Genomic DNA, 25,739 nt, shown 5'->3' with positions numbered 1-25,739 from the left:
GTAAAAAGCTATTCCAAATCAACAGCAGCTTTTGCGCATCTCAGTATTAAGCTGAAACTTTAAAGTTTTTAGCTGAGTCAGCATCTTGCTGAATGATCCATTCTCCACCTACGCGGAATGATGATGCAGAGGCATAGGTATCTTCCATAAATTGGAAAAAGCTGATTAAACCGTTTTGAACTTTGGCTTTAATTGAAAAAGGCGAGGTGAAAGTATTTTTTGCATAGACTGAGGTGTAGGTGAATTGACCAAATACAGCTACAGTTTCATCTTCAGCGATCATATCGGTGATTTGAAAGTCGTCGATATTCCAGTAGGTCCCGACGTTGGCAAAGGTATAAATATAGATGGCTCTGCCTGTGCCAGACCCAGCCCACGGCTCAATTTGTTTCAGTTCTGGGTTGCTGAAGTTTAGGGAAACATACGCCGCATCTTCTGCAACCAACAGCTGAGTTGCATTTTCGACGAGTTCTTTTGAAGTATTCATAAGAAATGCCAAAACGACATCTTTGGGCGTTTTAGTATTTAAGGCTTTTTCAATAGCCAGCGATTGTTCTGTCATTTTTGGGTACTCAGATTTTTATGATGTCTAAAAATCTTAAGTGGATTTGTTTAGAAAACCTACGACTCAGATAGGTTGATGTTTCCTAAATTTAGGATAAATAACTCATGGATCAATTAAATTATTAATTATTTGAAATATATGGGAAATTTAATAATTGAGAGTGGTTGTAGATGCTGCTACAGATTTTACAAAACTATCGTTCTAAACATGCAACAAAACGTTTTATCTTTAAAGCTGTAATACGGTTAAAAACCTATAGACTTAATAGTATTCGATAGTGAGATAAAAACATGAACTTTAAAGCATTAACAATCGGTTTGGCGGTAGCATCAGTTACAACAATTTCTATGGCAAAACCTGTTGCCTATCAAATTGATCCTACTCATACCGCAACAGTATTTACTTGGAATCATTTTGGTTTCTCAACGCCTTCTGCAAACTTTAGTGACATTCAAGGGACAATCAATGTCGATAATGCAAAACCTGCAAATTCGTCTGTGAATGTGACGATTCCATTATCGAGCTTAAATACCAATGTCAAAGCATTAGATGATCATTTAAAAACAGCTGATTTCTTTGATGCTGAAAAATATCCAAATATCACGTTTAAAAGTACAAAAGTTCAAGCGATCAGCAAAACTAAATACAAAATCACGGGTGATTTAACAGTTAAAAATGTGACTAAACCAGTGGTATTGGATGCTGTATTGAACAAGCAAGCCGTTCACCCAATGACTAAGGCGGAAACGATTGGTTTTAATGCAACGACTTCTTTTGATCGTTCAGCATTTGGTGTCGGTGCATATGTACCGAATGTAGGCGACAAAATTACGGTAAATATTACGACTGAAGCGGCTGTGTCTACAGCAAAGGCAGCAGCGAAATAAGATTTAGCTCCCTCAGTTAAGTTAGGAAAGCACCCATTTGGGTGCTTTTTTATGTCTTGAAGATATTTAACTGGTGTGATCAATCGCGATTGAGCAGCAATAGGCAGCCAAAACTGATGAAGATTCCACCGGTAATTGCGTCAATTTTTTTACTAAATTTTTGATAGTAATGCGTAATTTTAGGTGCTGAGAATAAGACCGCAACCAATGCAAACCAAATCAGACTTTCAATAAAGACTAAAGCCAATAAAGAGCTCTGTTCGAAAATACTAACGTTTGCACTGATCCCAATGGAAAATACACTACTGAAATAAACCAATGCTTTAGGATTGGCCATATTGGTCAAGAAACCTTGAAATAACAGCGTCAAAGGCGATTTTTTCTGTACGGCTTGCTCGGTTGGTTTTGTTATTGTGCCGAGGTCTTTACTCCATGCAGACTTTAATAACTGAGAGCCTAAATATAAAAGATATAGGCCTCCCAAAATCATGAGGCATTGTTGTAACCAAGCCATTTTTTGAAATAGAAAATGTAAGCCAATTATTGCACAAATTGACCAAACTAAAATACTAAGTGAAATACCTAATGCGGCAAATAATGCATGTGATCTGGATTGTCGAATAGCACTTTGAGTGACAAAAAAGAAGTCTGGGCCTGGGCTGATGAGAGCAAAAAAGTGGATGAGCGCAATGCTGAGTAAGGGAGTCATTCTAATGGCTTATACGTTTTGAAGTGCAACCGTTATAAGCCATTTAGCTTTAAATTAATAGCTGTTTTAAAGCTCAAGCTGTTGTAAGAATTGTTGCAAAATAAGGGGAGCAACACGTTCTAAATGAGGTGCATGTTGTTGGCTTTCCATGCGTAAATTTGGGATGTTAATTTGTGCTTTATGCAGTTCACATGTATGCCCAATTAGCCATTTTTCCATGGCCTGTGTTTCTGCTTCAATATGAAACTGTAGGGCTAAAATATTGGGCCCATAGCTAAACGCTTGATTTGGGTAAATTGCTGAGCTGGCGAGTAACTGTGCATTTGTAGGTAAATCAAAGGTATCACCATGCCAATGCAGTACAGGCACTTGATCTAATGGCGCTAAAATATTGTTAGTAATGGCATCAAGCTCCAAGGCACTCCAACCGATTTCTTTGCTATGACCTGCATAGACTTTCGCTCCCAATGCATGCGCAATGAGCTGAGCACCTAAGCAAATGCCTAAAGTCGGTAAATTACTCTCTAAACGTACTTTAAGTAAGTCTAGTTCTTTTTGTAGGAAAGGGTAGTCATTAGTTTCATAAACTCCGATCGGGCCGCCCAAAATGATGGTAAGCCCTGTATGTTGCATAGCTTTACTCAGGTCATCGACACCAGCTTCGAAGTATCTCACCCGATAACCCAATTGGTAAAATACATCTTCCAATGAACCCAAATCTTCAAATGCAAGGTGTTGAATGACGTAAATGGTTTCGTTTAATGCAGTACTCATAGGGATTTTTCAGGATTAAAATTTCAAAATAGAATGTAGCTTGAATTGTCGGAGATTAAAAAGGAAAACTGTAAATTTTTCACAATTGCGAAAAGAGATAAATATAGAAGTTGGCTGAAGCATATTGTTTTTTTCTTTGAATGATTAGGTTCGATCGTTGAACTTAGCATTTAAAACCTTTGTATTGTGAATTAGGGGATTCCCGAAAGGCTTTATTGGTAAAATTTATGAGAAAAAGTGCATGAAATTTTGATAAAGCTTTGGTTTAGTATAAAAAAAAGATGAAAAACCAATGGAAAACCGTTTGGAGATGCGTATGATGAAATCTTCGACAAACAACAGTTCATTTTTCTTTTAATATCATCACATAATTAGATAACTGATTTTAAAAGTAAAAAAATATAAGCCAGGGAACTTGTATGCAGTCAAAACATAATCGAGATGCGAGTCTCTTGCATGCGATACATAAAATTTTATTGAAGGAATGGGACCCGTTAGGGATTCGCCGTATTCCTGCTTTACGTGATGAATATGATGATTATTTGCCCAATATTTTTAAATTAATTCAAGAGGATTCAAGTGAATCAGAAATTTTTGAATATTTATGGTGGGTTGAGCAAAAAGTCTTAGAGAAAAAAGGGCAGAAGGAACATACCCTAAAAATTGCGAAAATGTTGAAGGCAATTGAGCGCTAGTCTGCGGTCGTGTGTCGTGTATGCATAAAAAAACCGATACTGACAACGTATCGGTTTTTTATTTTGAATTTCTTAGCAGTCCCTTAGAAACGGTTTAGAATTTCTTTTCTAAGGTAAACATAAAGCTTGGAATGGCTTCATTGATACGAGATTGGTATAGCGCGCCAGAACTTTGTTCTTTTAACACTTCTTTATAATCTGAGCTGAGAATATTACGTGCATTGACCGATGCAGACCAATTTTGGTCGAAGCGTTTAGTAAAACTCACATCCATGTTAACACGTTCATTGCTGGTGCGATTGTACGGTTCGTTGCTCAGTGCACGTGTATATTCAGGGGTGTAATTGAGGTTTACACTTGTTGCAATACGCCACGGTTGATAGTTATAAGATAAACCAGCACTTGCGGTATAAGGTGTAACATCGCTTGCCAAACGATCAGAGCCGTCAGTTTCTTCAATTTTTGCACGTACAGTTGAAAGCTGAGCATTCAACATAAATGAATGACCATTCTCCGTTTGCTTCAGTGCATAACGTCCAGCAATTTCCACACCATAAGTAGTTGCACTGTCTTGGTTATATGGACGTTCGACAAAACGGCAATCGGTATTTCCTGTTTCGCAACGACCGCCTGTAGCATTTTCTGACAGGATCGATTTTTCGATATAGTCATTAATTTCTCGATAATAAGCAGTGATATTTACGCCGCCAGCAGGGGTGTTATAGCCTAAGGTTGTTTCGTAAGCATTAATAGTTTCAGGTCGTAAGTCAGGATTACCACCACGGTCAGGGTTGTTTAGTGTCCCTGCATCGCTATCTGTAGAAATTGAAACAGTCGGCATCAATTGATTACTACGTGGGTTTTTAAAAGCCTGACTCAAATTGGTTTGGAGTGACCATTGCTCATTAAAGTCAAAACGGTGCGCTAATACTGGACTCAAATGCTGATCTTGATAATCCACTAAACCTGAACGATCAATCCACTCTTGGCGTACACCTAGAGTTAAGGTTTGGCGCGGCGTATATTTCCAACTTCCTTCCACATAGGCAGCATACAATTGTTCATCTAAGGTCTCTGCAATATTGCTTTCAAGTTCATTGCTACGTAAATCTGTACCAAATTTTATTTGGCGTTTTGAGTCAAACTTGCGGACACCGTCGTAGCCTAAGCCATATTCATTAATTTTTTCATCAATATATGATTGGGAATCTCTATACTCTGTTAATTCTGTTTCATTTTGCTGCTCGATTGATAAGCGAATTTTGTCGGAATTACCTTGGTCTTTACGCTCATATCGTGTGTTGAGTCGAATGCTGTCATTTTTATCTTTTTGGACTTGGGAGCCACTTGTGCCTTCGCTTTCATTGTTGCGATAAAACATTTCAGCGACCAGTTTTTGTTGATCATCAAGTTGATATTCAACACGTGGGGTTAACATTTGCGACGTACGATTGGTGATGCGTTTCTGGGTTTTCGTTCCTGTTGCATCTTGTGTACGGGTGAGCGTATCTGAATCATTCCACATTTGGCTCCCAGATAAACTATAGATCCAAGGGTCTGAACGACCATCCATTTGAAAGTTTAAATTGGTGCGTTCTTCTTCACGTGTATTTGACTTGGTTAGGCCATAACCAGCACGTACAGATCCACTCAAACGCGTGCCATTCAATGGTTCTTTTAAAATAATATTAATGACAGCAGATGAAGCAACCGAGCCTTGAGCGACGCTCGGTTGTTTGGTGATTTCAAGGCGTTCGATCATTTCGGGCGTAATGCTATCAACAACTGACATGCCACCACGAGGACCACCTTGTACAGGTTCACCATTGATTAAGAACACGGGTGCGCCACCACCACGAAAGCGCATGCCGCCAGCACCTGCACCACCACGTGGACCACCGCCAGCACCGGGCAATTGAAACCCTGCAGCACGGCGCAGCGCATCATTGATGGACTGATCGCCAAATTTCAACATTTCATCACGGCTTATAATAGTTTTTGCGACAGCACTGATATCTAGGTCTTTGGGTTTGGTGCTTGCTGTTGGAACTTCAAATGTTAAAGCTTCCATTTGCTGTACTGCTGAGTATTCTTTTGGATTTTGAACAGTATCTGCGGCCCAAATTGATGTTGAGATTGTAAGTAATGCGTAACTTAAGCTGGTCAGTTTGAGTGTGGTGTGCGCGCCGTACATTATTTGGTTGTCCAAATGTAATTTTGGCAAAGAATAACGGAAAATTATGGAGAAAAATTGAGGAAAATAGCCGAGATGAGCATTTCGTTAGATTAGTTTTTAACAGGCAGGTGAAAGGTTGTGCGGCAATAAAGAAAGCCTTAATCGTTGGAAGATAATCCAGGCCTATTAACGCCGCTACAATATAATAAATCACTGATGTGACGCAGTAACATCAGAAGCGTACTTTGCTTCAAATAATAAAGATACGCGGTAATGTCATCCGCAATTGTTTGAGACAGGACGACTTCTAATCAAAATGTTTTTGCGATACGTTGAATAATTTGACGGTAGTGAACGAGTTTTGTTGGTGAGGTGCATTGCACCGCAAAATGGTCTCCTTGCGAAGCACGCTTCTCATTTTGCCGAATGAGAAACAACGTTTCGTAAAGTACCCCCAGCCGAAGGCTAATCCCTGTATTCAATCCCTCAATGTAAGACTTCGTCGAATAGACGTAAATATTATTTTAAAAATGCGAAATGACTTTTATGTGAATAACATGAGTAAATAAATCTAAAAATAAGCCTTTGAAGAAAAATTTAAACATAAAAAAACCCTCATCTTTCGATGAGGGTTTTTCGTATTCTGGAGCGGGAAAGGAGACTCGAACTCCCGACCCCAACCTTGGCAAGGTTATGCTCTACCAACTGAGCTATTCCCGCAATGAGGTGAATTATAGAGAATTTCACACAACTGTCAACTCTCTATGCTTCTTTTTGCTTAATTAATCAGCACGGCGCCAAATAGTGCCTTGACGAGTATCTTCAAGAACAACCCCTTGATCTAACAAAGATTGACGAATTTCATCTGCTTTGGCAAATTCTTTGGCCTTTTTCGCATCTTTACGTTGTTGAATTAAATCTTCAATTTGCTCTTCAGAGAGACCTAGTGCTTCTTGACCAATATCTGATTTTAAAAATTCATCAACATTGTGCTGAACCAAACCTAAAATATTGGTCAAGTGACGCAATGTCGAATAATACACAGCCGCTTGTTCAGCATTTTCATCTTTTACGGCACGGTTCAATTCTTTGTTGACTTCAAACAATACCGCAATTGCTTCTGCGGTGTTGAAATCATCACGCATAGCGGCATTAAAGCGCTCAACTAAAGCATCATCCAAAGTTTCTACGGTTTTTTCACCATAGACTTGCTGATAAGCTTTAAATGAATGATAGAAACGGGAAAGGGTATTTTTCGCTTCTTTTAAAGCAGTGTCAGAGAAGTTTACTGGGCTACGGTAATGTGATGACACAATAAAGAAGCGAATCACTTCAGGGTGGAATTTATCCATCACATCACGAATAGTGAAGAAGTTACCTAAAGACTTCGACATTTTTTCGCCATCGACATTAATAAAGCCGACATGCATCCAGTAATTAACATACTGTTCGCCAGTAGATGCCTCAGATTGCGCAATTTCATTTTCATGATGCGGGAAAGTTAAGTCTGAACCGCCACCATGAATATCAAAATGGTTGCCTAAGCAGCAGGTCGACATCGCTGAACATTCAATATGCCAGCCCGGACGGCCATTACCCCAAGGTGAAGCCCAAGAAGGTTCATTTTCTTTGGCATGTTTCCAAAGCACGAAGTCAAAAGGATGTTTCTTTTCTACTTCTACATCAACGCGTTCAGAAGCACCAGCCTGCATATCGTCAAGTTTACGACCCGAAAGACGACCATATTTGGCAAACTTTTCAACTTCAAAATAAACATCGCCATTTGCAGATGGGTAGGCTGTACCTTTGTTAACCAAGCTACCAATCATATTCTGCATTTGATCGATATAGTCTGTTGCACGTGGTGCTTCATCAGGTGCTGCACAACCTAAATTGGCAGCATCTTCGTTCATGGCCTTGATAAAGCGATCGGTTAAAGCAGTAATGCTTTCGCCATTTTCATAGGCACGGGCAATGATCTTATCGTCAATATCGGTAATATTGCGAACGTATTTAACGTTCCAGCCCTGACTGCGCAGGAAACGGATAATGTAGTCGAATGCAACCATAACTCGAGCATGACCAATATGACAGTAGTCATACACGGTCATTCCACAGACATACATGTCGATATGTCCTTCTTTACGAGGTACGAATTCTACTTTTTTACGTTGCTCTGAGTTATATAGAACAAAAGGTTGCATAGCTCTTCAAATTGTTTCTACCAAAAGATGGCTCATCTTAACCTAAGCATTTTTTTTCATAAAGTTAAAACCCAAAAAAGCAGATATTTTTTAATGATTGATGTCTTTGCGTTGCTAAAAATAGCGTAGAAGGCTCATTGGGTTCGGGCTGAATCTAATTCGAATACTGAATTTGATTTATCTGTCCGTAAGATAAAAATGAAGAAATGCATCTTTTCTGCATAATTCATGAATTCTTATACATTTGGAAACGTGCTATTTGCATAGATATGATAAAATTGTGAAAATTTTTTATTTTGAAAGTGAGAGCGCACCTCTCACGGCTTAAGGTATAACAACTTTGAATCCACCAAATATGCCGAATCAAGTCGATTTTCAGAAAGTCGCATTAGAAACTTTGCGTATTGAAGAGCATGCTTTACAAGTATTAGCGACGCAAATAGATGATCGTTTTAGCCAAGCCTGCGAAATCATTTTACAGTGCAAAGGGCGTTTAGTGATTACTGGTATGGGCAAATCGGGGCATATCGGTCGTAAAATGGCCGCTACGTTTGCCTCGACAGGTACGCCATCTTTCTTCATGCATCCGGGTGAAGCTGGGCATGGTGATTTGGGCATGTTGGTTAAAGGAGATGTGCTCATTGCAATTTCAAACTCAGGTAAGAGTGATGAAATTATGATGCTCATGCCATTAATCAAACATTTGGGCATTCCTCTAATTACCATGAGTGGCGACAATAAAGGCCCAATGCCACAAAATGCCGATGTCGCATTGACCTTGGGTAATATTCAAGAAGCTTGCCCCTTGGGTCTAGCGCCGACATCAAGTACCACTGCAACATTAGCCTTAGGTGATGCCCTTGCAGTTGCATTATTGGATGCACGTGGCTTTACCTCAGATGATTTTGCACGCTCTCATCCTGCTGGAGCGTTGGGTAAGCGTTTGTTATTGCATGTAAAACATCTCATGCATACAGGTGAAGACTTACCCAAAGTGTCGCCAGAGACACCCATGAATAAAGTTCTGTATGAAATTTCAAATAAACGTTTGGGACTCACTGCGATTGTCGATGAAAACGATACATTATTGGGTATCTTTACCGACGGTGACTTACGTCGTTTGATTGATAAACAGCAAGGCTTTGATGTGAATATGAAAGTCTCAGAAGTGATGATTAAAAATCCTTTGACCATTTCACAAGAAGAACGCGCGGTACATGCTTTAGAACGTATGAACGAAAAGAAAATTACACAATTTGTAGTTGTTGATGATGCCAATAAAGTGATTGGGATTATCAGCATGCATGATCTGATTCAGGCTGGGGTAAATTAAGAAAATGGCATCGTATGTATTGCTAGAACAAGCGCGTCACATAGAAGCACTGGTACTGGATGTAGATGGAATTTTAAGTGATGGATTTGTAACGTTGACCAATAGTGGCGATGAAATCAAATCTTTTGATATTCGTGATGGCTTGGGCATGAAGTTGGTGCAAAAAGCGGGTATCAAAGTCATTATTATTACTGGCCGTAAAAGTAATATTGTTGAAAAACGCATGTCTGACTTAGGTGTGGACTTGGTTTTTCAAGGTCGTGAAGATAAAGGCGTTGCCTTGACTGAAGCCTGTGCACAGTTTGGTATTGATCCTTCAGATTGCCTATATATGGGCGATGATTGGCCCGATCTTTCAGCCTTTGCTATTGCAGGGATGAAAGTGACCGTACCGAATGGACATTTAGAAGTACGTCGCCGTGCAGATCTTGTTACTCAGGCGATGGGTGGACGTGGTGCTGTTCGTGAAATCTGCGATATGCTTTTAGTTTCTAAAGGTGTATACCAGGAACTACTTGAAAAATATGCAAGTGCACCTTATTAATAAATTGATGCAGTCATTGGATTGAATCTCCGCTTATGGATACTAAAGTTTTATACGTGACAGCTGTGGTCATTGCTGCAGTAAGCGGTGGTTTTTACTATTTCGGTGGAAAGGGTAATAAGCTTCAGGCGGACTCTTCGAAAAGTATGACTTACTCAGCTGAAAACATTAACCTGACGCAGACTGATGAGCAGGGAAAATTGCATATTCGTGCGCAAGTCGATCGACTTGAGCAGGATTTGCAAAAGCAAACGTCTCATTTAGTCAATCTGAAAGCATCGACCTATCAAGATGGTGCTGTCGATGCCACGTTCTTTGCCAAACAAGCCAATGGTATGGATGATAACCAAAAAATCGTACTGAGTGACAATGTGGTTGCAACAAAATTGATGCGTGAAGGGCAAATGGAGTTTCGTACTGAGGAACTAACTGCTTTTCCAAAAAAGCGTGAAATAGAAACGGACAAGATTGTAACGGTGATTTCACCACAAGCCGAATTTGTCAGCCAAGGTTTAAAAGCAAATTTAAACGACGGTCAATACGAATTTTTTAATATTCGAGGAAAGTATGAACCATAATTTTAATCGAAAAACTGCAAAAACTTTCCTAAAACGTACAGCGCTAATCGGTTCACTGGCGTTATGTTCAGTTGCAGCTTTTGCTTTGCCTTCAGATCGTAATCAACCGATTTCATTGGTTGCCGATCGTGCAACGTTTAATGAAAAAACCGGGATTACGACGTATACCGGTAATGTCATCATTGAACAGGGTTCGATGAAGCTTCAGGCAAACTCAATTGTTGCGAACTTAAACAGCAAAAAAGAGATCAGTACGATTACAGCAACGGGTGGGCCAGCACATTTCCAACAAAAAACTGACCCTGCCAAAGGCTATGCAAAAGGCCAAGCGCAAAAGATCGTCTACAATGCTGAAACAGGTATTATCACCATGACGGGTGGTGCTTTGTTACAACAAGATGGTGCAAGTATTCGTGGTAATAGCCTGAAATACAGTATGAATAAAGGCGATATCGTTGCTGAAGGTACACCAAATAAATCTGGATCTTCTTCAGGTCGTGTTCAAATCGTGATTCCACCGTCAAGCACTAAGTCCTTCCCAGGAGCACGTGATTAATGGAGCAAACCTCGCAAGTTCAAACTTTATGTATTAAACATTTAGCCAAAAACTACAGTAAGCGTTGGGTGGTAAAGGATGTGTCCTTTAGCATGCAAAGTGGTCAAATTGTTGGTTTACTTGGTCCAAATGGTGCAGGTAAAACTACAAGTTTCTATATGGTTGTTGGCCTAGTGCGTATGGATAAAGGTGAGATTCATTTAGATGATCTTGATTTGTCTGACTTGGCAATGCATGAGCGCGCACGTAAAGGTATTGGTTATCTACCTCAGGAAGCATCTATTTTTAGAAAATTAACCATTTCTGAAAATATCATGTCGATTTTAGAAACCCGTAAAGATCTGAATAAGCAACAGCGTCAGCAACGTCTAACAGAATTGCTTGCTGACTTTAAAATCACACACATCAAAGATTCTCTTGGTATGAGTGTGTCGGGTGGTGAGCGTCGTCGTGCGGAAATCGCGCGTGCGTTAGCGGCAGACCCTAAATTTATGTTGCTAGATGAACCTTTTGCAGGGGTCGATCCTATTTCAGTGGGTGATATCAAAGACATTATCCGAACATTGAAAGATCGCGGTATTGGTGTATTAATTACCGACCATAATGTGCGAGAAACCCTTGCGATTTGTGAGCATGCCTATATCGTGAGCGAAGGTTCAGTGATTGCAGAAGGTACTCCAGAAGAAGTCCTTGCGGATGAAACTGTACGTAAAGTTTATCTTGGTGATGATTTTACCGTTTAATTGAATAAAATAAGAAATTGCCCGTTGAATGGCGCTAGTTTGGTTCAGCGGGTTTATCTTATTGTCGGAAATGACAAAAACTGAGTAATTAATCTAAAAATTAACAAAAATATCAGTATACATTAAACTAAAAATACGATCTGCAAAAATCATGCGATTACGAAAGATGAATGGTCTTCAATCAAGCCTCCAGTATTGGGGGCTTTTTTGTGGATGTAAGTCTTTCAAAAAACGCTATAATATCCGTTGATAGAGGATCTAAAGACGTTATGCCATTTACACTTGCCGCACAGTTTGAATATGAAGAAGACATAAAAAAAAGTCGTTTTCAAGCCATCGCAGTTCCTGTGGAAAATGAACAAGCCGTTAAAGACTTTCTCGAAGCCCATAAAGATATCTCAACAACACATCAGTGCTGGGCATGGAAAATTGGACATACCGTACGTTTCAATGACGATGGTGAGCCTTCAGGCACAGCAGGTCGGCCCATTCTAGCAACCATAGAAGGGAATGATCTAACCAACGTATTGGTCTTGGTTAATCGTTGGTATGGCGGAATTAAGCTCGGCACAGGGGGCTTGGTACGTGCCTATGGTGGCTGTGCCGGTCAATGTCTGCTGCAGGCTGAAAAAATTGAACTCATTGAGAAGAAAAAAGTGCAATTTAGTTGTCAGTTTAATGAGTGGGCAATTTTCCAATATGAACTCAATCAGCAGCAAATTGAATTTCAGGAAGACTACACAGTGGAAGGTGTAAATGTACTTGCATCATTGCAAATTCATCAAATCCAACCACTGCAGTTAAAGATACAAGATGTAACTCGCGGACGTGAACAACTGCATATCGTCGAGGCTGATGAAGATGAATGAACAAGATCCATTATTGAAATATCGAGAGCAACATAAGCATCGTCTGAATTATATGCCTTGGTTGTATTGGTCACTCAAACCGAAAAATCGTGGTTGGGCCGAAGCTTGGCAACAGGAATATCAAGACTATCTCAAATCGATGGAAACCGTTGAAATTGGTGAAAACTGTTTTATATCGCCATTGGCTCATATTTTTGCCGAACCAGGACGTAAGATTGTCATTGGAGATAACAGCTTTATTGCAGCAGATTGTACTTTGCATGGCCCAATTGAAATTGGTAATGAAGTGGCGATCAATCATCACTGTATTATAGATGGTGGGCGAGTGGGCATCAAAATTCACGATCAGGTTCGTATGGCGGCATATTGCCATTTATACGCTTTTGATCATGGAATGGATGTCAATCAACCGATCTATCAACAAGCTGTACGTTCACAAGGGATTGAGATAGAGCGTGATGTTTGGCTAGGTGCGCATGTTGGAATCAAGGATGGCATTCACATTGCTGAGCAGGCTGTGGTCGGCATGAACAGTATGGTGACGAAAAATGTCGAAGCGCGTGCAATCATTGCGGGAAATCCTGCAAAACTCATTCGATATCGTGAATAAATAATCGCCAAATAGGTCATAAATCGTTTTTATGCTTACACAAATGCATGCACAGTGAAACAGAGTTGTGATAAGTTAAAAATAACAAACAACATTTTATAGCCAAGCAATAATAAAACGAGGGCTAATCATGAAACGAGTTATCGCCTGTATCGACTCTTCTCCATGCATTAATGCACTAGCTGATGCTGCTGCTTGGGTTGCTAAACAAACTCACCGTGAGTTGGTTTTACTGCAAATACTTGATTACTATCCGGCAAGTTATCACTTAGGTGAAATCAGTGGAGTGATTGGGTTTGAAAGTAATGCTATGCTCTTGAAAGAACTCGCGGAGTTAGAACAAAAACAAAGTGATTTAGCGTTAGATTATAGTAATAACTTGCTCAAACACATTTCTGAAATGATCCAAGATAAGCATGGTATTCAAACCACCCATATTCAGGAAAAGGGCGACTTCTTAGAGCAAAGTTTTAATGTGTTGCAAGATGACGATATTGTTTTAATTGGTCGCGTGGGTGAACGTTCAGCAGAGCGCAATAAGCCGCTTGGTAGTAATGTTGAAAACTTTATACGTGGTGCAAGTTGTACAGTTATGACTGTAGGGCCAACGTTTAAACCACCGACTCGTTTTATTTTTGCCTATGAATATTCGCCTAAATGCGTTGAGTTAATGAAGCGTGTGGCACAAAGTGACCTACTCAAACTTTTACAATGTCATTTGGTCTATGTTGGAGATCACCCACAAATCTTGGATGATCCAAAAAATTATTTAACCAATACGGGGCTCGATGTGGTGACGGAATACCGCTATGGCGATGTTTCGGAAAATATTCTGGACTATCAACAAGAGCATGGCATTCAGTTAATCGTACTCGGGGCGTTTAGTCACAGTAAAATCCATCAGTTCTTCTTGGGCAGTATTACCACCAGTATTTTCAGAAATTCGAGTGTGCCACTGTTGGTTGTAAAATAAGTTGAGCAAACGAACAGAGTTGATTTAAAAACAATCAGAGTTATCCTCATAAATTGTGGATAACTCTGTGTGCAGTGTTTATAAGTAATTGTTTTGAAAATAAAATACTGTATTGATTATTTTTTATACCTTTACTCAAGATGTCTAAAAAACACCTCGATTAAGATTATTTAACGATTGCAATTGCAAAACCATCATGACCTTTACAACCTACAGTTTGAAGTGCCGTGCAGGATAAAATTTTCGGATGATTTTGCATAGCTTTGAACATATCACGAATACCTTCAATGCTTGGTTTATGGTTTTCAGCATTCAGAATCTCACCTGCACGAATCACATTGTCTAAAACAATCACTGTACCTGAATGAGATAAATTTAAGCTTAATTCTAAATATTCAGGGTAGCTCTGTTTGTCTGCATCGACAAAAATAAAGTCAAAAGGTTCGGTATCTTCAGGAAGGGCACGTAAAATATCTGCCGCACGACCACATTTCAGTTCTATCGTTTGTGCAAGCTTTGCATTATCAATATTTTCTTGACCGAGGGCAGCATGTGTATCACGACCTTCAATGGTCAGAATGTAACCATCTTCAGGTAAGGCACGTGCTAACCACATGGTGCTATAGGCTGCAAAAGTTCCAAGTTCTAAAACGCGTTTACACTTGTTCATTTGGATTAACATTTGAAGCAGCATGCCTTGATTAGCCGCTACAGCAAGATGATCAGGAAAGCCACGTTCATCCGTATGTTGAAGTGTTTGGGTCAATATTGGATCTTCAGGAATTAAATGTGAATCGATGTAAGCATCAATGTCTGTCCACATTTGTTGCATGTTGTCGCACCTCGTGATTGATGCAAGCATTTTAAACCTTTCCACCAACATCGCAATTTATTGTTCTATATTTGAATATTTTATGTACAAAAAAGACCTCCGAAGAGGTCTTGATATGACGATGTAATGTTTTAGTAATTACACATTGATGAGCGACTTGAGTGATCAGGCCCCCAAGTACGGTAGCCTTGAGTATCAATATGAATTTGTCCGCTGGCATATAAACCTAATCCCATATTGAGACTCTGCCCGTGTTGTGACCAAAATTGGCATAAACGGAACTTGGTATTTTCAATATAACTGTAGTCTTCGGGCTGCGGGTACGCAGGTCCAATACGGAAATCAATCGCCGAGTTGTATAAGTGACGAGATGAACTTGCACCACCGGCACACTGGTTCAAAGGCAAATCACGATAAACCGATGTCACTTCAAAGTCCGTTAAGATATTGGCAGCTACTAAATATTTAAAGACACGTAAGGTTGCAATTTGGTTTTGCCATAATTCACGGTTAGGTACCATATATTCTGAGCGACCACATTTTTGCCAGTCACGTGCAGTACGCATCAACTCAAATGATGGAATGATATTGCCTACACCATTTTTCTCTAAAAAGACTTCATAGTCTCGAACGCGACGTAAATTATCGACAGACGCGACCCACGAATTGTAGGCATAAGGCACCACTTTAGGCGGGGCTTGTCTGATGGTCGTCACTTTTTCTTGAGGTATGTAAATACGTTTACCGTCGGGAGTTGTAATAGTGTGACCTTGTTTTTGTGGTGTAGTTGTACAACCAATGAAAACAAGAGGGAATATTGCAACGGACAATAATCCCTTGAGTAAATGCTTCATTATAGAAATCAATTATTTATAAACTCGTTCTATTTTAATCCAATTTGATTGAGAAAATTTGAATAATTTGCAATGAAATGTGTGCTTTAAGTATAAAAAAAGATCAGCATGTGCTGATCTTTTCATGAAAGCGTAAAATTACTTTTCAAGATATTGTAATTTATCAGCTTTACCGTTCCATTCTTCACGGTCGGCAGGTTGATCACCAATTTGAGTGATGTTCGGCCATTTTTGAGAAAGTTCAGTATTAAGTTCGATAAATACTTCTTGACCTTCAGGTAACTCATCTTCAGAGAAAATCGCGTTAGCTGGACACTCAGGTTCACATAGCGCACAGTCGATACATTCATCTGGATTAATAACAAGGAAGTTTGGACCTTCATAGAAACAGTCAACAGGGCAAACTTCTACGCAGTCTTGATATTTACATTTAATACAGTTTTCAGTGACAACAAAGGTCATGGCGACAGCTACCTAAAAAATATGGTTCTAATAAACTAATGGTGTATTTTAGGCAAAAAATAGGGTAACTAACAATTCCTTTTATTGATAATTATTATATGCAGTGCTGTTAAAATCACTAAAAACTGAACAATTTATGTAAATTTCACAATGAATGAGAATCATACTCAAAAACTAATTAAATTACATCTGTTTATCGAACAATATTTTTATGTGCATTTTAAGCATGAAACATTTTAGAACATTAATTTTTTATCAATTTATTGCTGAATAGCCGCAGTAGTAGATAGCAAACATTCACTAATTTACGCGTTTGAATGGTGTCAATGCAAAGAACACCTTCATTGGTGTTCTTTGCATATCTCATCTATCGCTTCTGCTCAATTTAGATCTTAAGTAAATCCTTTAAAGCGTAAAGCTGTTGTAATGCTTCACGTGGACTTAAGTTATCGATATCAATATCTGCTAAGGCATCAAGTACGGGCGATGTTTTTTCAACTTCAACTACGCGTTCAATGACTTCAGGCTCTGCGAGTGCCGAGAATAGATCGGTTTGTACAGCCGTATTGAGTTGCTGTTTTTGCTGAGTTTCTAATATACGAAGGCGATTTTGCGCTTCTTTGATCACAGCTGCAGGAATACCTGCAAGCTTTGCCACCTGTAGACCATGACTTTGACTCGCCGGGCCTTGTTGAACTTTATGCAGTAAGATCAGGTTGCCATTTAGCTCACGAGCAGTCACATGATAGTTATCTATATTGGCGTCTTTGCCTAACTCGGTGAGCTCAAAATAATGCGTTGCAAATAGGCATAAACATTTAATGCGACGGGTGAGATCGAGCACACATGCCCACGCCAAAGATAAGCCATCATAGGTACTCGTACCACGTCCGACTTCATCCATCAGTACCAATGATTGATTGGTCGCATGATGTAGAATCTGTGAGGTTTCAGTCATTTCCACCATGAAGGTTGATTTGCCTGTAGACAAGTCGTCGGCAGATCCTATACGGGTAAATATCCGATCGATCGGCCCTAATACGGCAGATTGGGCAGGGACAAAGCTACCACAGTAGGCTAATAAGCTGATTAAGGCAGTTTGGCGCATAAAGGTCGATTTACCGCCCATATTTGGCCCTGTGATAATCGCCATGCGGTGATTAAAGTCCAAACTAGTATCATTTGGAGTAAATGCTGATTTGCTCAGAGATTCCACAACTGGGTGACGTCCGGCTTTGATTTTGATCCCAACTTCAGGGCTATATTCAGGACGTGACCAATTTCGTAATCGAGCTTGATGGGCAAAATTAGCCAGTAAATCAATTTGCGCTATAGCGGCGCTCATCATTTGTAAGTTGCCAATATCTGCACGTAACTCATCAAGTAATAGCTCAAAGAGCATTTTTTCGCGCGCTAATGCACGTGACTCACTCGAAAGCACCTTATCTTCAAAAGATTTCAACTCAGGGGTAATGTAGCGTTCAGCATTTTTAAGGGTTTGGCGGCGAATATAATGATCAGGTGCTTGTTCAGCTTGTGCGCGAGTTAGTTCAATATAGTAACCACTAACTCGGTTATAACCAATTTTTAAGGTTGAAATTCCGGTTTGTTCACGCTCTTTGATTTCGAGATCAATGAGGAATTGTCCCGCATGGTCACGAATTTTACGTAGTTCATCAAGTTCAGTGTCGAAACCCTCGGCAATCACATTTCCATCACGTAAAAGCACTGGCGGGTTTTCTACGATGGCAGACATGAGACGCTCATGTAAGCCGTGAAAATCACCCATTTCATCATTTAACTGAGCGATCAGCTTAGATTGGTGTGACTGAATGATCGGTTCAAGTGCATGTCGAAGATAGGGAATTTGTGCACAAGTTTGACGTAACTGAACTAGGTCTCGTGGACGAGCACTGCCGAGAGCTACACGAGATAGCACACGTTCAATATCGCCAATTTCTTTGAGAACTAAGCGGATCGGAGACTCATGATAGCCTTGCAGCATCGCTTGTGATGCATCTAAACGTGCATCCAATAAAGCGGTATCTCGTAAAGGCTGCATCAAGGTACGACTCAATAGGCGGCCGCCCATCGCAGTTTGGCAATCATTGATTAGTTGGAACAGGGAAGTACCATGTTCAAATAGGGGATCAATCAGTTCTAAGTTACGACGAGTGACGGGATCGAGTGCCACGAAATCACTACTTTGTTCGAGTTGAATGCTGCGGATATGTGGTAAAACGGTTTTTTGAGTGACTTTTGCATAGTGAATCAAAGCCGCTGCGGCAGCTTTCGCCAAAGGCAAATGGTCAATACCAAAACCTGAAAGTGTGGCTACTGCAAATTGGTCACACAGCGTTTTTTGCGCGTTATTTAAATTGAAGTCGACGTTTGGACGTTTAGTGACAGGGCAGTCTAATTGACGTTTAATTTGCTCGACAATATTCGGATCAATAAGATCTTCATCAATCAAAATTTCGCTCGGCATTAAACGAGAAAGTTCGATTGCCAATTGTTCCAGTTGATAGTCCATTTGCTGAACTTTGAAAATACCTGCACTGAGGTCTAGTAAAGCAATCCCGATTTGATTTTGTTGTAAGCAGATCGCGACTAAATTTGAACTTTGATGGGAGGCAATCAGTGCATCGTCCGTTAATGTCCCCGGGGTAATGATACGGACAATTCCGCGCTCAACCGGCCCTTTGCCTGTCACTTCACCAATTTGCTCGCAGATCACCACCGTTTCACCTTTTTTTACAAGGCGGGCTAAATAGCCTTCAGCAGCATGGTATGGGACACCAGCCATAGGAATAGGTTCACCATTGGCTTTACCACGATGTGTTAGTGTAATTCCTAAAAGTTTTGCTGCCTTATGCGCATCTTCAAAAAAGAGCTCGTAAAAATCACCCATCCGATAAAACATCAGTGAATGCGGATTTTGCATTTTGACTGACATGTACTGTTGCATCATCGGGGTCAGGGTTGAAAGGTCAACTTTGGAATTATCAGCTTGCATGAAACGAAATACCTTAAAATAAAAATTTGTGCGCTGCTAAACGAATAACACTGTTTTGATGGAAATTGAATTTAGAAAAAGTCCTTATATTTATATTGTCTCTTCATTCAAAATTACAGGTGCATGTTAACAAATCGTGTTGCTGATTCTAGCAAAAAAAGTGGTAGGAAAATGCCAGAAAAGGTTTGTCTGCATGTAAAAAAAGCAGTCAAAATATTATTTATAAACGCTAAAAAGTCTGTGTGTAAATTCAACAATGGATAAATTAACAAAGCGATAAACTGACTCAAACATCAAGCTGCACTTCAGCCTGAGCTAATCGATATTGGTTGCGACCGCTGCCTTTTGCAAGGTAAAGCGCTTGATCGGCAGCCAATATAAATTTTTGAATTTTATCAGATTTAGATGGAATGATCGTTTCCGTACCGATGCTAATCTTCACAAATTTAGACATATGGCTGGCTGGATGTGGAAGTTCGAGTGATTAAATTCTGCATAATAAATCGGCTGCCAAAGGTTCAATTTTCAGCTTCAGTTAACACCCTAAAGAGGAGTAAAAACTCTTCGCTGCCATTGTGTGCAGCTAACTCACCATTTCGATTGGTGATTTGAGACAAAACCTCAGTAATTTGTGTGAGGCAGATGTCACTCGCCTGATGACCTAAATGATCATTTTAATTTTCAAAAAAATCGATATCGATCACCATGATGGTTAAAGGCTGTTGATGGCGTAGGGCATAATGCCATAGCTGTTCTAAAGCTCCTTATAATGGACGACGGTTTGCTAGCCCAGTCAGTGGGTCATGTTCTACCAACCCGCAACCTTGGCAATATAAAAACGCATACCAACAAAGGCATAGATGATGACCACGGCATACTTCATGGCTGCATGTAATAGCACATCATTGTGATCATTACACATCATAGTAAAGATGATAAATATGATCGCAACAGCGCACATCGAGCCTAGACAAGTATAAACATTAAAATAAGGGTTTAATGCGGAACAAAAGATAAATCCCATGCAATCAGAATGATAAACACTATCCAAATATACTGAGGAATCTACAAAACTGCGTTATGGGATCACTTGATAAATCCCCGCACATGACAGGGCATACCGGAGAAAAATAATGATTCCGCGAAAACAAAATTTTTTCGCCGCTTCATCGCGGTAGAGCGGTTGATAAATGGATTATAAACTTGACGTAATATATACTTTATTCAATATAGTTATGATTTAACCCCAATTTCGTCTAGATGAAGGGACTTAAAGCCTTATAATTTCATAATTCGATATGCTCATAAAAAATCAGGAAATGGGCGCAATATTTTGTCTTTATTTTACAATAATTTATCTCCAATATAAGGTTTATGTAAAGTTCAACGAGTGCCTTTGAGTTTTCAAATGATTAAAAAAAGCTTATATAGTAATTACGTGAATAATGGCATATTCAAGTAAATGCAGAAATAAAAAAACCGATCCTGAGATCGGTTTTAAAATATGTAGATCGATTTAAATGCTGTATTGCCTTATGGTTTATAGAGGCCAAGTTCAATCAAATGCAAACGTAATATACGGCGTAGTTCGAGTACAGCTTCAGGGGTTTCTTGAATCGAATGCCCCCCTTTAATGATTTTTTCTGAAACAGCACCCTCTAGATGAGCACTAGTGTATGGTACAATATCATCCGTCATAATATTTTTATCTTGGCTGTTGGTGTTATTTCCCATAATTGAATGAAACTTCAAACCTTTACGTGGCTGAATATCTTCAGTGAGCGCAATAAATTTGGATTGGTGGCTTAAGTCACTTGGTCCATTTTGGATTAAGCCGTGGTCGATTTCACGGAATAAATCTTTCAGGTCTTCTTCTTGGGTTAACACATCACCCATAGCCGATAAGAAAGCGCCAGGAAGTTTAATGATTTTTCGAGCAGCTTTGGTAAACCAACGATCTGCATATTCAGTCCCACGATGAGGTGCAGCCAAGAAAATCGCACGGCTGAAATTTGGAATATCGTAAATTACCATACGTTGCTTCACGACTGGAATATTTCGGTACTGATTTAATTGACGTGAGTTCATCATTTTCAAAGCAGATTGCGTGGTATCCGCTTGGCTAACCAGTAGTCGAGCAATAATGCCACCCATACTATGACCGACTAAGACCGCATCTTTTTTAGCTGCGGCATTGGCGTCTACTTTGCTAAAGGTCTGAGTCAAAATGGAATAAATTTGGAAGCGGCTTTCAATAATCGGCATATTAGTTGAATAGAAGACTTGCCACACTTGATAATGTTCACGTAGCACTGAATCGCCCATAATATCGTTAGTCAGACGAATCCATGCTTCAGGGCTGCTAGCAAGGCCATGTACCAAGACGATAACTTTCTTGTCAGGATTATATGGTTCAAGCATGTAGAGATGCGGCATCGTCAGCTTTTCATCTCGGTCAATCAGTGATAAATAAGCTGCCTTACCCAAGTTATTTTGTGCTAACCAAAGACCATATGGAGCAGAAAAATTGGCAGCAAGCGCATAGTTTTTATTGGCAATATTGACTTGTTCATACTTATACGGGTCGTAAGCTTTAATTTGAAACTCATGTTGATTCAAAATTTGATCAACTGTAGTTGTAGCGCTTAGTGGTTCAGCCGTTAAGGTTGCAGCTAAATAGCGCGCTTGATGGATATTAGGATTTGAACCAGACGGATATTTAAAATCAATCGGGTTGATAATATATTTTGCTTTGCCTGTTTCAATCGTATGTTCTTCGGGTAAAACTACAAGAAATTCGGAGCCAAAACCATCTCGGCGGGTAATTGAACGTAAACCTGAGAAGTTAAGGTTATAGGTTGACATCAATTGTTCAATTTTACGATTTTTGAGTTCTGGGTAGTGGCTGAAGTCTATGTGATAGGTGGTTTGCCCAACTTTAATCTGTTGGGTGACTTCTTGCGGTTTATAACGTAGTGCATAACTGCTAACCAATTTGGCAATCCCTTGATTATAGAAATCACGGATTTGAACTTGACGGTTATCAAAAATACGATCAGCAGGCGCACGTTTGGTTTTAAACATGTACGCATAGCTATAGCGAATACTTTTATCGAGAAGTATCAATTGTTGATCTAAGCACTTATTATAAGTGTCTTGTTCAATTTTTTGTTTTTCTTCAGATTTGTGACTACTGAGCACACCTAACTTGCAGGCTGAAGAAGATTCATATTCTATAGCTTTAGCTAAATATAATTCACTTGCTGTAGAAAGTAATTGTTCATCTTGAATCTGAGGAATTTGTTGTAACTCATCAACACAGGCTTTCGGGTCTTCTGTGCAGGCTTTGGCTTCCCGACCTGTCATCGACAAGACATTTAAACTGGCTTCGCTAAGTTTATTTCGAGAAATAATACTTTCACGTTCATTGGCAATCGAAACATTGAGTTTTTGATTTTTGACACTGACGACCTGACATCCACTCAGTACGCTTGTACTTATGATTCCAAGGAGCAGTATTTTTTTAATATTTTGCTGCATAAAGAGGCCGCGCATAAGGTTAAGTATTTTCAAATCATACGATAATTGTCAGGATTTTCAATTCACCTTAAATGAAAAAAGACCGTTAAAACGGTCTTTTTTCAAAAGAATTTTCTAAATCGTCTGATTTAAGACGCAGCTTTTGGTGGATTTAAAACTTGCCAAACATTCCAGCGACCTTGCTTTTCAATTTCTTGAATTAAACGATCAGCAACTTCTGCTTCTTGTGGATATTTAACTTTATAGTTCTTTAAAACCTGAATGGCGTTCTTTTTTTGTTCCATGGCAATATAGTTATTTGCTGCAGAAAGATACGCTTCTTGAACACCGGCTTTCATTGCTTTGTCTAAGTATGGAATCGCTTCACGTTGACCACCACCTTCAGATAAACCAAAACCGAACCAGAAGTTTGCTTCTGCATCATCTTGGTTGATTTTTAAAATACGTTGTGCGTAAGTTAATGATTTAGTTGTGTACACAGAACCCAAATCAAGGTTACGTGCCATCACACTGGCTTTAAATGCACGAACTAAAATATCAAAAGAGGCGTTGTCTTTAGACGCAAGCGTATCTAATTTTTGCGTAACTTCCTTGAGTTTAAGCTCAAACCCTTTGCGTTCTTGGCGTTGAACAAAACGTGGTGGATAGTGACGTGCTTTACCTTCAACAAGCTGTAAGAAATCATCAATTTCAGTAATGTCGATTTCATTGTCACCTGCTAAAGCAGCAAATTTCATCGAACGTTCTTTGCTGTCAACAGTGGGGATAATCAGGCGGTTTTCTTCAAGGGTTAATTGCTTAGATGGGTCGGTTGGGCTAGTTACCACCATCTTAGTCACAGGCTGTGCTGCAGCTTTTTGTAAATTTAATTCAAAAGGAGGTGGTGCATCGTAGTTAAATGGGTTGAGTGCGTAGAAAGGTGGAGTCAGTTCAGGCTCTACAAAAATCATGGCATCTTTAGGAGCATTATTTTTAGTTGGGGCGCTTCCACAAGCGGCAAGGGTTAAAGCAATACAAGCAACTGCCAAGGGCTTAAGCGTCATATTATTCATCCATTAAATTTATTTTATACAAAAAGCATGTTGGTCAGTCTAAAAAAACTCTGAACAACATGCAAGTTAAAGGCAATTTATTCTGATTGCTTTTGGTTAAGCCTTAGATTGACTACTTTGAGCTTCGCATTCGCGGCGCACATCTTCAATGATTTTAAGTTCTTCCTGACTAAAAGGTTGTTCATTAAGCTGTTGCTTTTTGAACGTTGGGTCAAGGAGAGACAAACGCTGACACAAATTATTCATACGTTTTTCATTGTGCTGAATACGATCTAACAATACACGCATACCTTCTAACATCGGGTCAGTTTGGTCTTGGGTTGCAGCATAAGGCTGAAAACCAATACTTTCTGCATAGTCGCGACGACGTGTTTCCGCTTCATCTTTTGGTTTATCTTTGGTGATAAAGCGTGCTGGATTGCCCACAGCAGTAGTATTTGCAGGAACTTCTTTAGTCACGACGGCATTTGAACCGACTTTGGCATTTTTACCCACCGTAAATGGGCCCAAGATCTTTGCACCAGCGCCAACCACTACACCATCTTCCAAAGTTGGGTGACGTTTGCCTTTGTTCCAAGTCGTGCCACCTAAGGTCACACCATGGTAGAGGGTGACATCATCACCAATTTCAGCTGTTTCACCAATCACCACACCCATACCGTGGTCAATAAAGAAACGACGACCGATTTTCGCACCCGGATGAATCTCAATGCCTGTGGCAAAGCGGCTAAAAGAAGACAATAGACGAGCTGAGCCTTTACACTCTTTTTTCCAAAGTTCATGTGCCATACGATGCATGATTAAGGCATGAATTCCTGGATAAGTCGTTAAGACTTCGAGCGTATTTCGTGCAGCAGGATCGCGCGCGAATACAGCCTGTATATCTTCTTTGAGCTGCTTAAGCATTAGATTGATCCTCATTGTCTGTAGATTTTTTCCATGTTCCGTTATTTAATGCCTGTACTCGGCTAAAGATGCCACGTAATAAGTGGTATTCCATACGATCTAATTGTATACGTCCAAATAGGCGACGCAAGCGTAAAGGTAATAATCTTGGATTTTTTGGATCCATAAATTCAATCTCTGCCAGCATTTTTTCAATATGCGGGTAGAACTGTTCCATCATTTCATGGGTCACCAAAGGTTCGTCCCATTCCATATCAATGTCATCTGTCACATGCATATTGGCATCAGGATTTGCCGTTAACTCAGTATGTGCAAGGGCAGCCATACGCATTTCATAGCAAATGACTTGAATCGCTTGGGCAACGTTTAAGACGCCATATTCAGTATTTACTGGAATAGTGACGTGGTAGTTGGCCATTGCCAATTCTTCATTGGTCAAACCACGGTCTTCACGGCCAAACACCACGGCAATTTCTTGTTGTTGTTCACAGACCGCTTTGAGAGACATTTCAGCAGCAGGGCGAGCATCAAGCAGTGGCCATGGGATGGTACGACTACGCGCACTGGTACCAAAGACAATATGACAATCTTTAATGGCATCTTCTAATGATTCAACGATTTCAATTTGATCAATTAAATCGACAGCACCGGCAGCCAAGGCATTAATGTCTGGATGCGGGTAAGTCTTAGGTGCAACTAAGACCAGCTTTGAAAGTCCCATGGTTTTCATGGCACGTAATGCACTACCAATATTTGCGGGTAATGTTGTATTCACCATGACAATACGCACATGGGAGAGATGTGCTGAAACCGCAGCATTGTCAGTTTGATTCATGATATTTCCAATATGTTTATTTAAAA

Annotated in this window: 23 protein-coding genes, 1 tRNA gene and 2 pseudogenes; 10 read left to right on the top strand and 16 right to left on the bottom strand. The window is 39.8% G+C overall.

What is annotated here, in order from left to right; all coding sequences use genetic code 11:
* Window positions 1–46: 46 nt before the first annotated feature.
* Window positions 47–562, bottom strand: a complete 516-nt coding sequence (locus FTT77_RS17430; protein WP_257224710.1) for a hypothetical protein — start codon at window positions 560–562, stop codon at window positions 47–49.
* Window positions 563–855: 293 nt separating this feature from the next.
* Here FTT77_RS17430 and FTT77_RS08440 point away from each other — a divergent pair, with 293 nt between their 5' ends.
* The gene (locus FTT77_RS08440; RefSeq protein ID WP_078188771.1) at window positions 856–1,452 is read left to right on the top strand and encodes a YceI family protein; all 597 of its coding nucleotides are present in this window, start codon (window positions 856–858) and stop codon (window positions 1,450–1,452) included.
* Window positions 1,453–1,531: 79 nt separating this feature from the next.
* Here FTT77_RS08440 and FTT77_RS08435 read toward each other — a convergent pair whose 3' ends face one another.
* Window positions 1,532–2,161 carry a LysE family transporter gene (locus tag FTT77_RS08435; RefSeq protein WP_180109145.1) on the bottom strand — a complete coding sequence of 210 codons (630 nt, stop codon included), beginning with the start codon at window positions 2,159–2,161 and terminating at the stop codon, window positions 1,532–1,534.
* Between the two features lie 66 nt (window positions 2,162–2,227).
* Window positions 2,228–2,935, bottom strand: a complete 708-nt coding sequence (locus tag FTT77_RS08430) for a glutamine amidotransferase (protein ID WP_180106186.1) — start codon at window positions 2,933–2,935, stop codon at window positions 2,228–2,230.
* A 419-nt stretch (window positions 2,936–3,354) separates the two neighbouring features.
* On the opposite strand from FTT77_RS08430, the gene FTT77_RS08425 reads away from it, so the two are divergent.
* On the top strand, window positions 3,355–3,630 hold the full coding sequence (locus FTT77_RS08425) for a hypothetical protein (RefSeq protein WP_078193570.1): 276 nt from the start codon (window positions 3,355–3,357) through the stop codon (window positions 3,628–3,630).
* A gap of 94 nt (window positions 3,631–3,724) precedes the next feature.
* On the opposite strand, the gene FTT77_RS08420 is transcribed toward FTT77_RS08425, so the two are convergent.
* From FTT77_RS08420 to cysS, 3 genes are all read right to left on the bottom strand, one after another.
* Window positions 3,725–5,824 (bottom strand): TonB-dependent siderophore receptor, encoded by a 2,100-nt coding sequence (locus FTT77_RS08420; protein WP_180109144.1) that lies wholly within the window; start codon window positions 5,822–5,824, stop codon window positions 3,725–3,727.
* A 626-nt stretch (window positions 5,825–6,450) separates the two neighbouring features.
* Window positions 6,451–6,526: transfer RNA gene (locus tag FTT77_RS08415), tRNA-Gly, on the bottom strand.
* Between the two features lie 62 nt (window positions 6,527–6,588).
* On the bottom strand, window positions 6,589–8,010 hold the full coding sequence (cysS, locus tag FTT77_RS08410; RefSeq protein WP_180007748.1) for a cysteine--tRNA ligase: 1,422 nt from the start codon (window positions 8,008–8,010) through the stop codon (window positions 6,589–6,591).
* Between the two features lie 355 nt (window positions 8,011–8,365).
* Between cysS and FTT77_RS08405 the strand changes: the two genes are divergently transcribed.
* The 8 genes from FTT77_RS08405 (at window position 8,366) to FTT77_RS08370 (ending at window position 14,216) form a co-directional block, all read left to right on the top strand.
* Window positions 8,366–9,343 (top strand): SIS domain-containing protein, encoded by a 978-nt coding sequence (locus FTT77_RS08405; protein WP_180109160.1) that lies wholly within the window; start codon window positions 8,366–8,368, stop codon window positions 9,341–9,343.
* 4 nt (window positions 9,344–9,347) lie between these two features.
* Window positions 9,348–9,887 carry an HAD family hydrolase gene (locus FTT77_RS08400; protein WP_078188762.1) on the top strand — a complete coding sequence of 180 codons (540 nt, stop codon included), beginning with the start codon at window positions 9,348–9,350 and terminating at the stop codon, window positions 9,885–9,887.
* A 35-nt stretch (window positions 9,888–9,922) separates the two neighbouring features.
* Complete coding sequence (lptC, locus tag FTT77_RS08395) at window positions 9,923–10,465, top strand: LPS export ABC transporter periplasmic protein LptC (protein WP_180109143.1); 543 nt, start codon at window positions 9,923–9,925, stop codon at window positions 10,463–10,465.
* The gene (gene lptA / locus FTT77_RS08390) at window positions 10,455–11,021 is read left to right on the top strand and encodes a lipopolysaccharide transport periplasmic protein LptA (protein ID WP_180048897.1); all 567 of its coding nucleotides are present in this window, start codon (window positions 10,455–10,457) and stop codon (window positions 11,019–11,021) included. Before lptC ends, lptA begins: the two co-directional genes overlap by 11 nt.
* Entirely contained in the window at window positions 11,021–11,764 is a 744-nt protein-coding gene (lptB, locus tag FTT77_RS08385; RefSeq protein ID WP_078188759.1) for an LPS export ABC transporter ATP-binding protein, read from the top strand. The genes lptA and lptB overlap by 1 nt, the downstream gene beginning before the upstream one ends.
* A gap of 269 nt (window positions 11,765–12,033) precedes the next feature.
* Window positions 12,034–12,633 (top strand): YigZ family protein, encoded by a 600-nt coding sequence (locus tag FTT77_RS08380; RefSeq protein ID WP_180109142.1) that lies wholly within the window; start codon window positions 12,034–12,036, stop codon window positions 12,631–12,633.
* On the top strand, window positions 12,626–13,243 hold the full coding sequence (locus tag FTT77_RS08375) for a DapH/DapD/GlmU-related protein (RefSeq protein ID WP_180010143.1): 618 nt from the start codon (window positions 12,626–12,628) through the stop codon (window positions 13,241–13,243). Before FTT77_RS08380 ends, FTT77_RS08375 begins: the two co-directional genes overlap by 8 nt.
* 130 nt (window positions 13,244–13,373) lie before the next feature.
* Window positions 13,374–14,216, top strand: a complete 843-nt coding sequence (locus FTT77_RS08370; protein ID WP_180109141.1) for a universal stress protein — start codon at window positions 13,374–13,376, stop codon at window positions 14,214–14,216.
* Between the two features lie 166 nt (window positions 14,217–14,382).
* Here the strand turns inward: FTT77_RS08370 and FTT77_RS08365 are convergent, their stop codons facing one another.
* From FTT77_RS08365 to FTT77_RS08325, 10 genes and pseudogenes are all read right to left on the bottom strand, one after another.
* Window positions 14,383–15,048, bottom strand: a complete 666-nt coding sequence (locus FTT77_RS08365) for an O-methyltransferase (RefSeq protein WP_078193558.1) — start codon at window positions 15,046–15,048, stop codon at window positions 14,383–14,385.
* Window positions 15,049–15,179: 131 nt separating this feature from the next.
* The gene (locus FTT77_RS08360) at window positions 15,180–15,902 is read right to left on the bottom strand and encodes a D-Ala-D-Ala carboxypeptidase family metallohydrolase (RefSeq protein ID WP_078188751.1); all 723 of its coding nucleotides are present in this window, start codon (window positions 15,900–15,902) and stop codon (window positions 15,180–15,182) included.
* Window positions 15,903–16,040: 138 nt separating this feature from the next.
* Complete coding sequence (fdxA, locus tag FTT77_RS08355; RefSeq protein WP_004651686.1) at window positions 16,041–16,364, bottom strand: ferredoxin FdxA; 324 nt, start codon at window positions 16,362–16,364, stop codon at window positions 16,041–16,043.
* A 385-nt stretch (window positions 16,365–16,749) separates the two neighbouring features.
* Window positions 16,750–19,380, bottom strand: a complete 2,631-nt coding sequence (mutS, locus tag FTT77_RS08350) for a DNA mismatch repair protein MutS (RefSeq protein WP_180109140.1) — start codon at window positions 19,378–19,380, stop codon at window positions 16,750–16,752.
* Between the two features lie 286 nt (window positions 19,381–19,666).
* Window positions 19,667–19,849 (bottom strand): annotated as a pseudogene (locus FTT77_RS17425) (diguanylate cyclase domain-containing protein); the annotation flags it as partial.
* A gap of 49 nt (window positions 19,850–19,898) precedes the next feature.
* Window positions 19,899–20,042, bottom strand: a pseudogene (locus tag FTT77_RS17420) (diguanylate cyclase domain-containing protein); the annotation flags it as partial.
* 871 nt (window positions 20,043–20,913) lie between these two features.
* Window positions 20,914–22,920 carry a triacylglycerol lipase gene (locus FTT77_RS08340; RefSeq protein WP_180109139.1) on the bottom strand — a complete coding sequence of 669 codons (2,007 nt, stop codon included), beginning with the start codon at window positions 22,918–22,920 and terminating at the stop codon, window positions 20,914–20,916.
* 128 nt (window positions 22,921–23,048) lie between these two features.
* On the bottom strand, window positions 23,049–23,963 hold the full coding sequence (locus FTT77_RS08335) for an ABUW_2363 family tetratricopeptide repeat lipoprotein (protein ID WP_078193555.1): 915 nt from the start codon (window positions 23,961–23,963) through the stop codon (window positions 23,049–23,051).
* 105 nt (window positions 23,964–24,068) lie between these two features.
* Window positions 24,069–24,878, bottom strand: a complete 810-nt coding sequence (cysE, locus tag FTT77_RS08330; protein WP_111883774.1) for a serine O-acetyltransferase — start codon at window positions 24,876–24,878, stop codon at window positions 24,069–24,071.
* Window positions 24,871–25,713: an RNA methyltransferase gene (locus FTT77_RS08325; RefSeq protein WP_078193553.1), complete on the bottom strand. Its 843-nt coding sequence runs from the start codon at window positions 25,711–25,713 to the stop codon at window positions 24,871–24,873. Before FTT77_RS08325 ends, cysE begins: the two co-directional genes overlap by 8 nt.
* Between the last annotated feature and the right edge of the window lie 26 nt (window positions 25,714–25,739).

It is taken from the genome of Acinetobacter sp. YH01010 (assembly GCF_013420775.1).
Classification (GTDB): Bacteria; Pseudomonadota; Gammaproteobacteria; order Pseudomonadales; family Moraxellaceae; genus Acinetobacter; species Acinetobacter amyesii.
The sequence above is the reverse complement of the archived record's forward strand: the minus strand, read 5'-3'. Positions and strand labels throughout refer to the sequence as shown.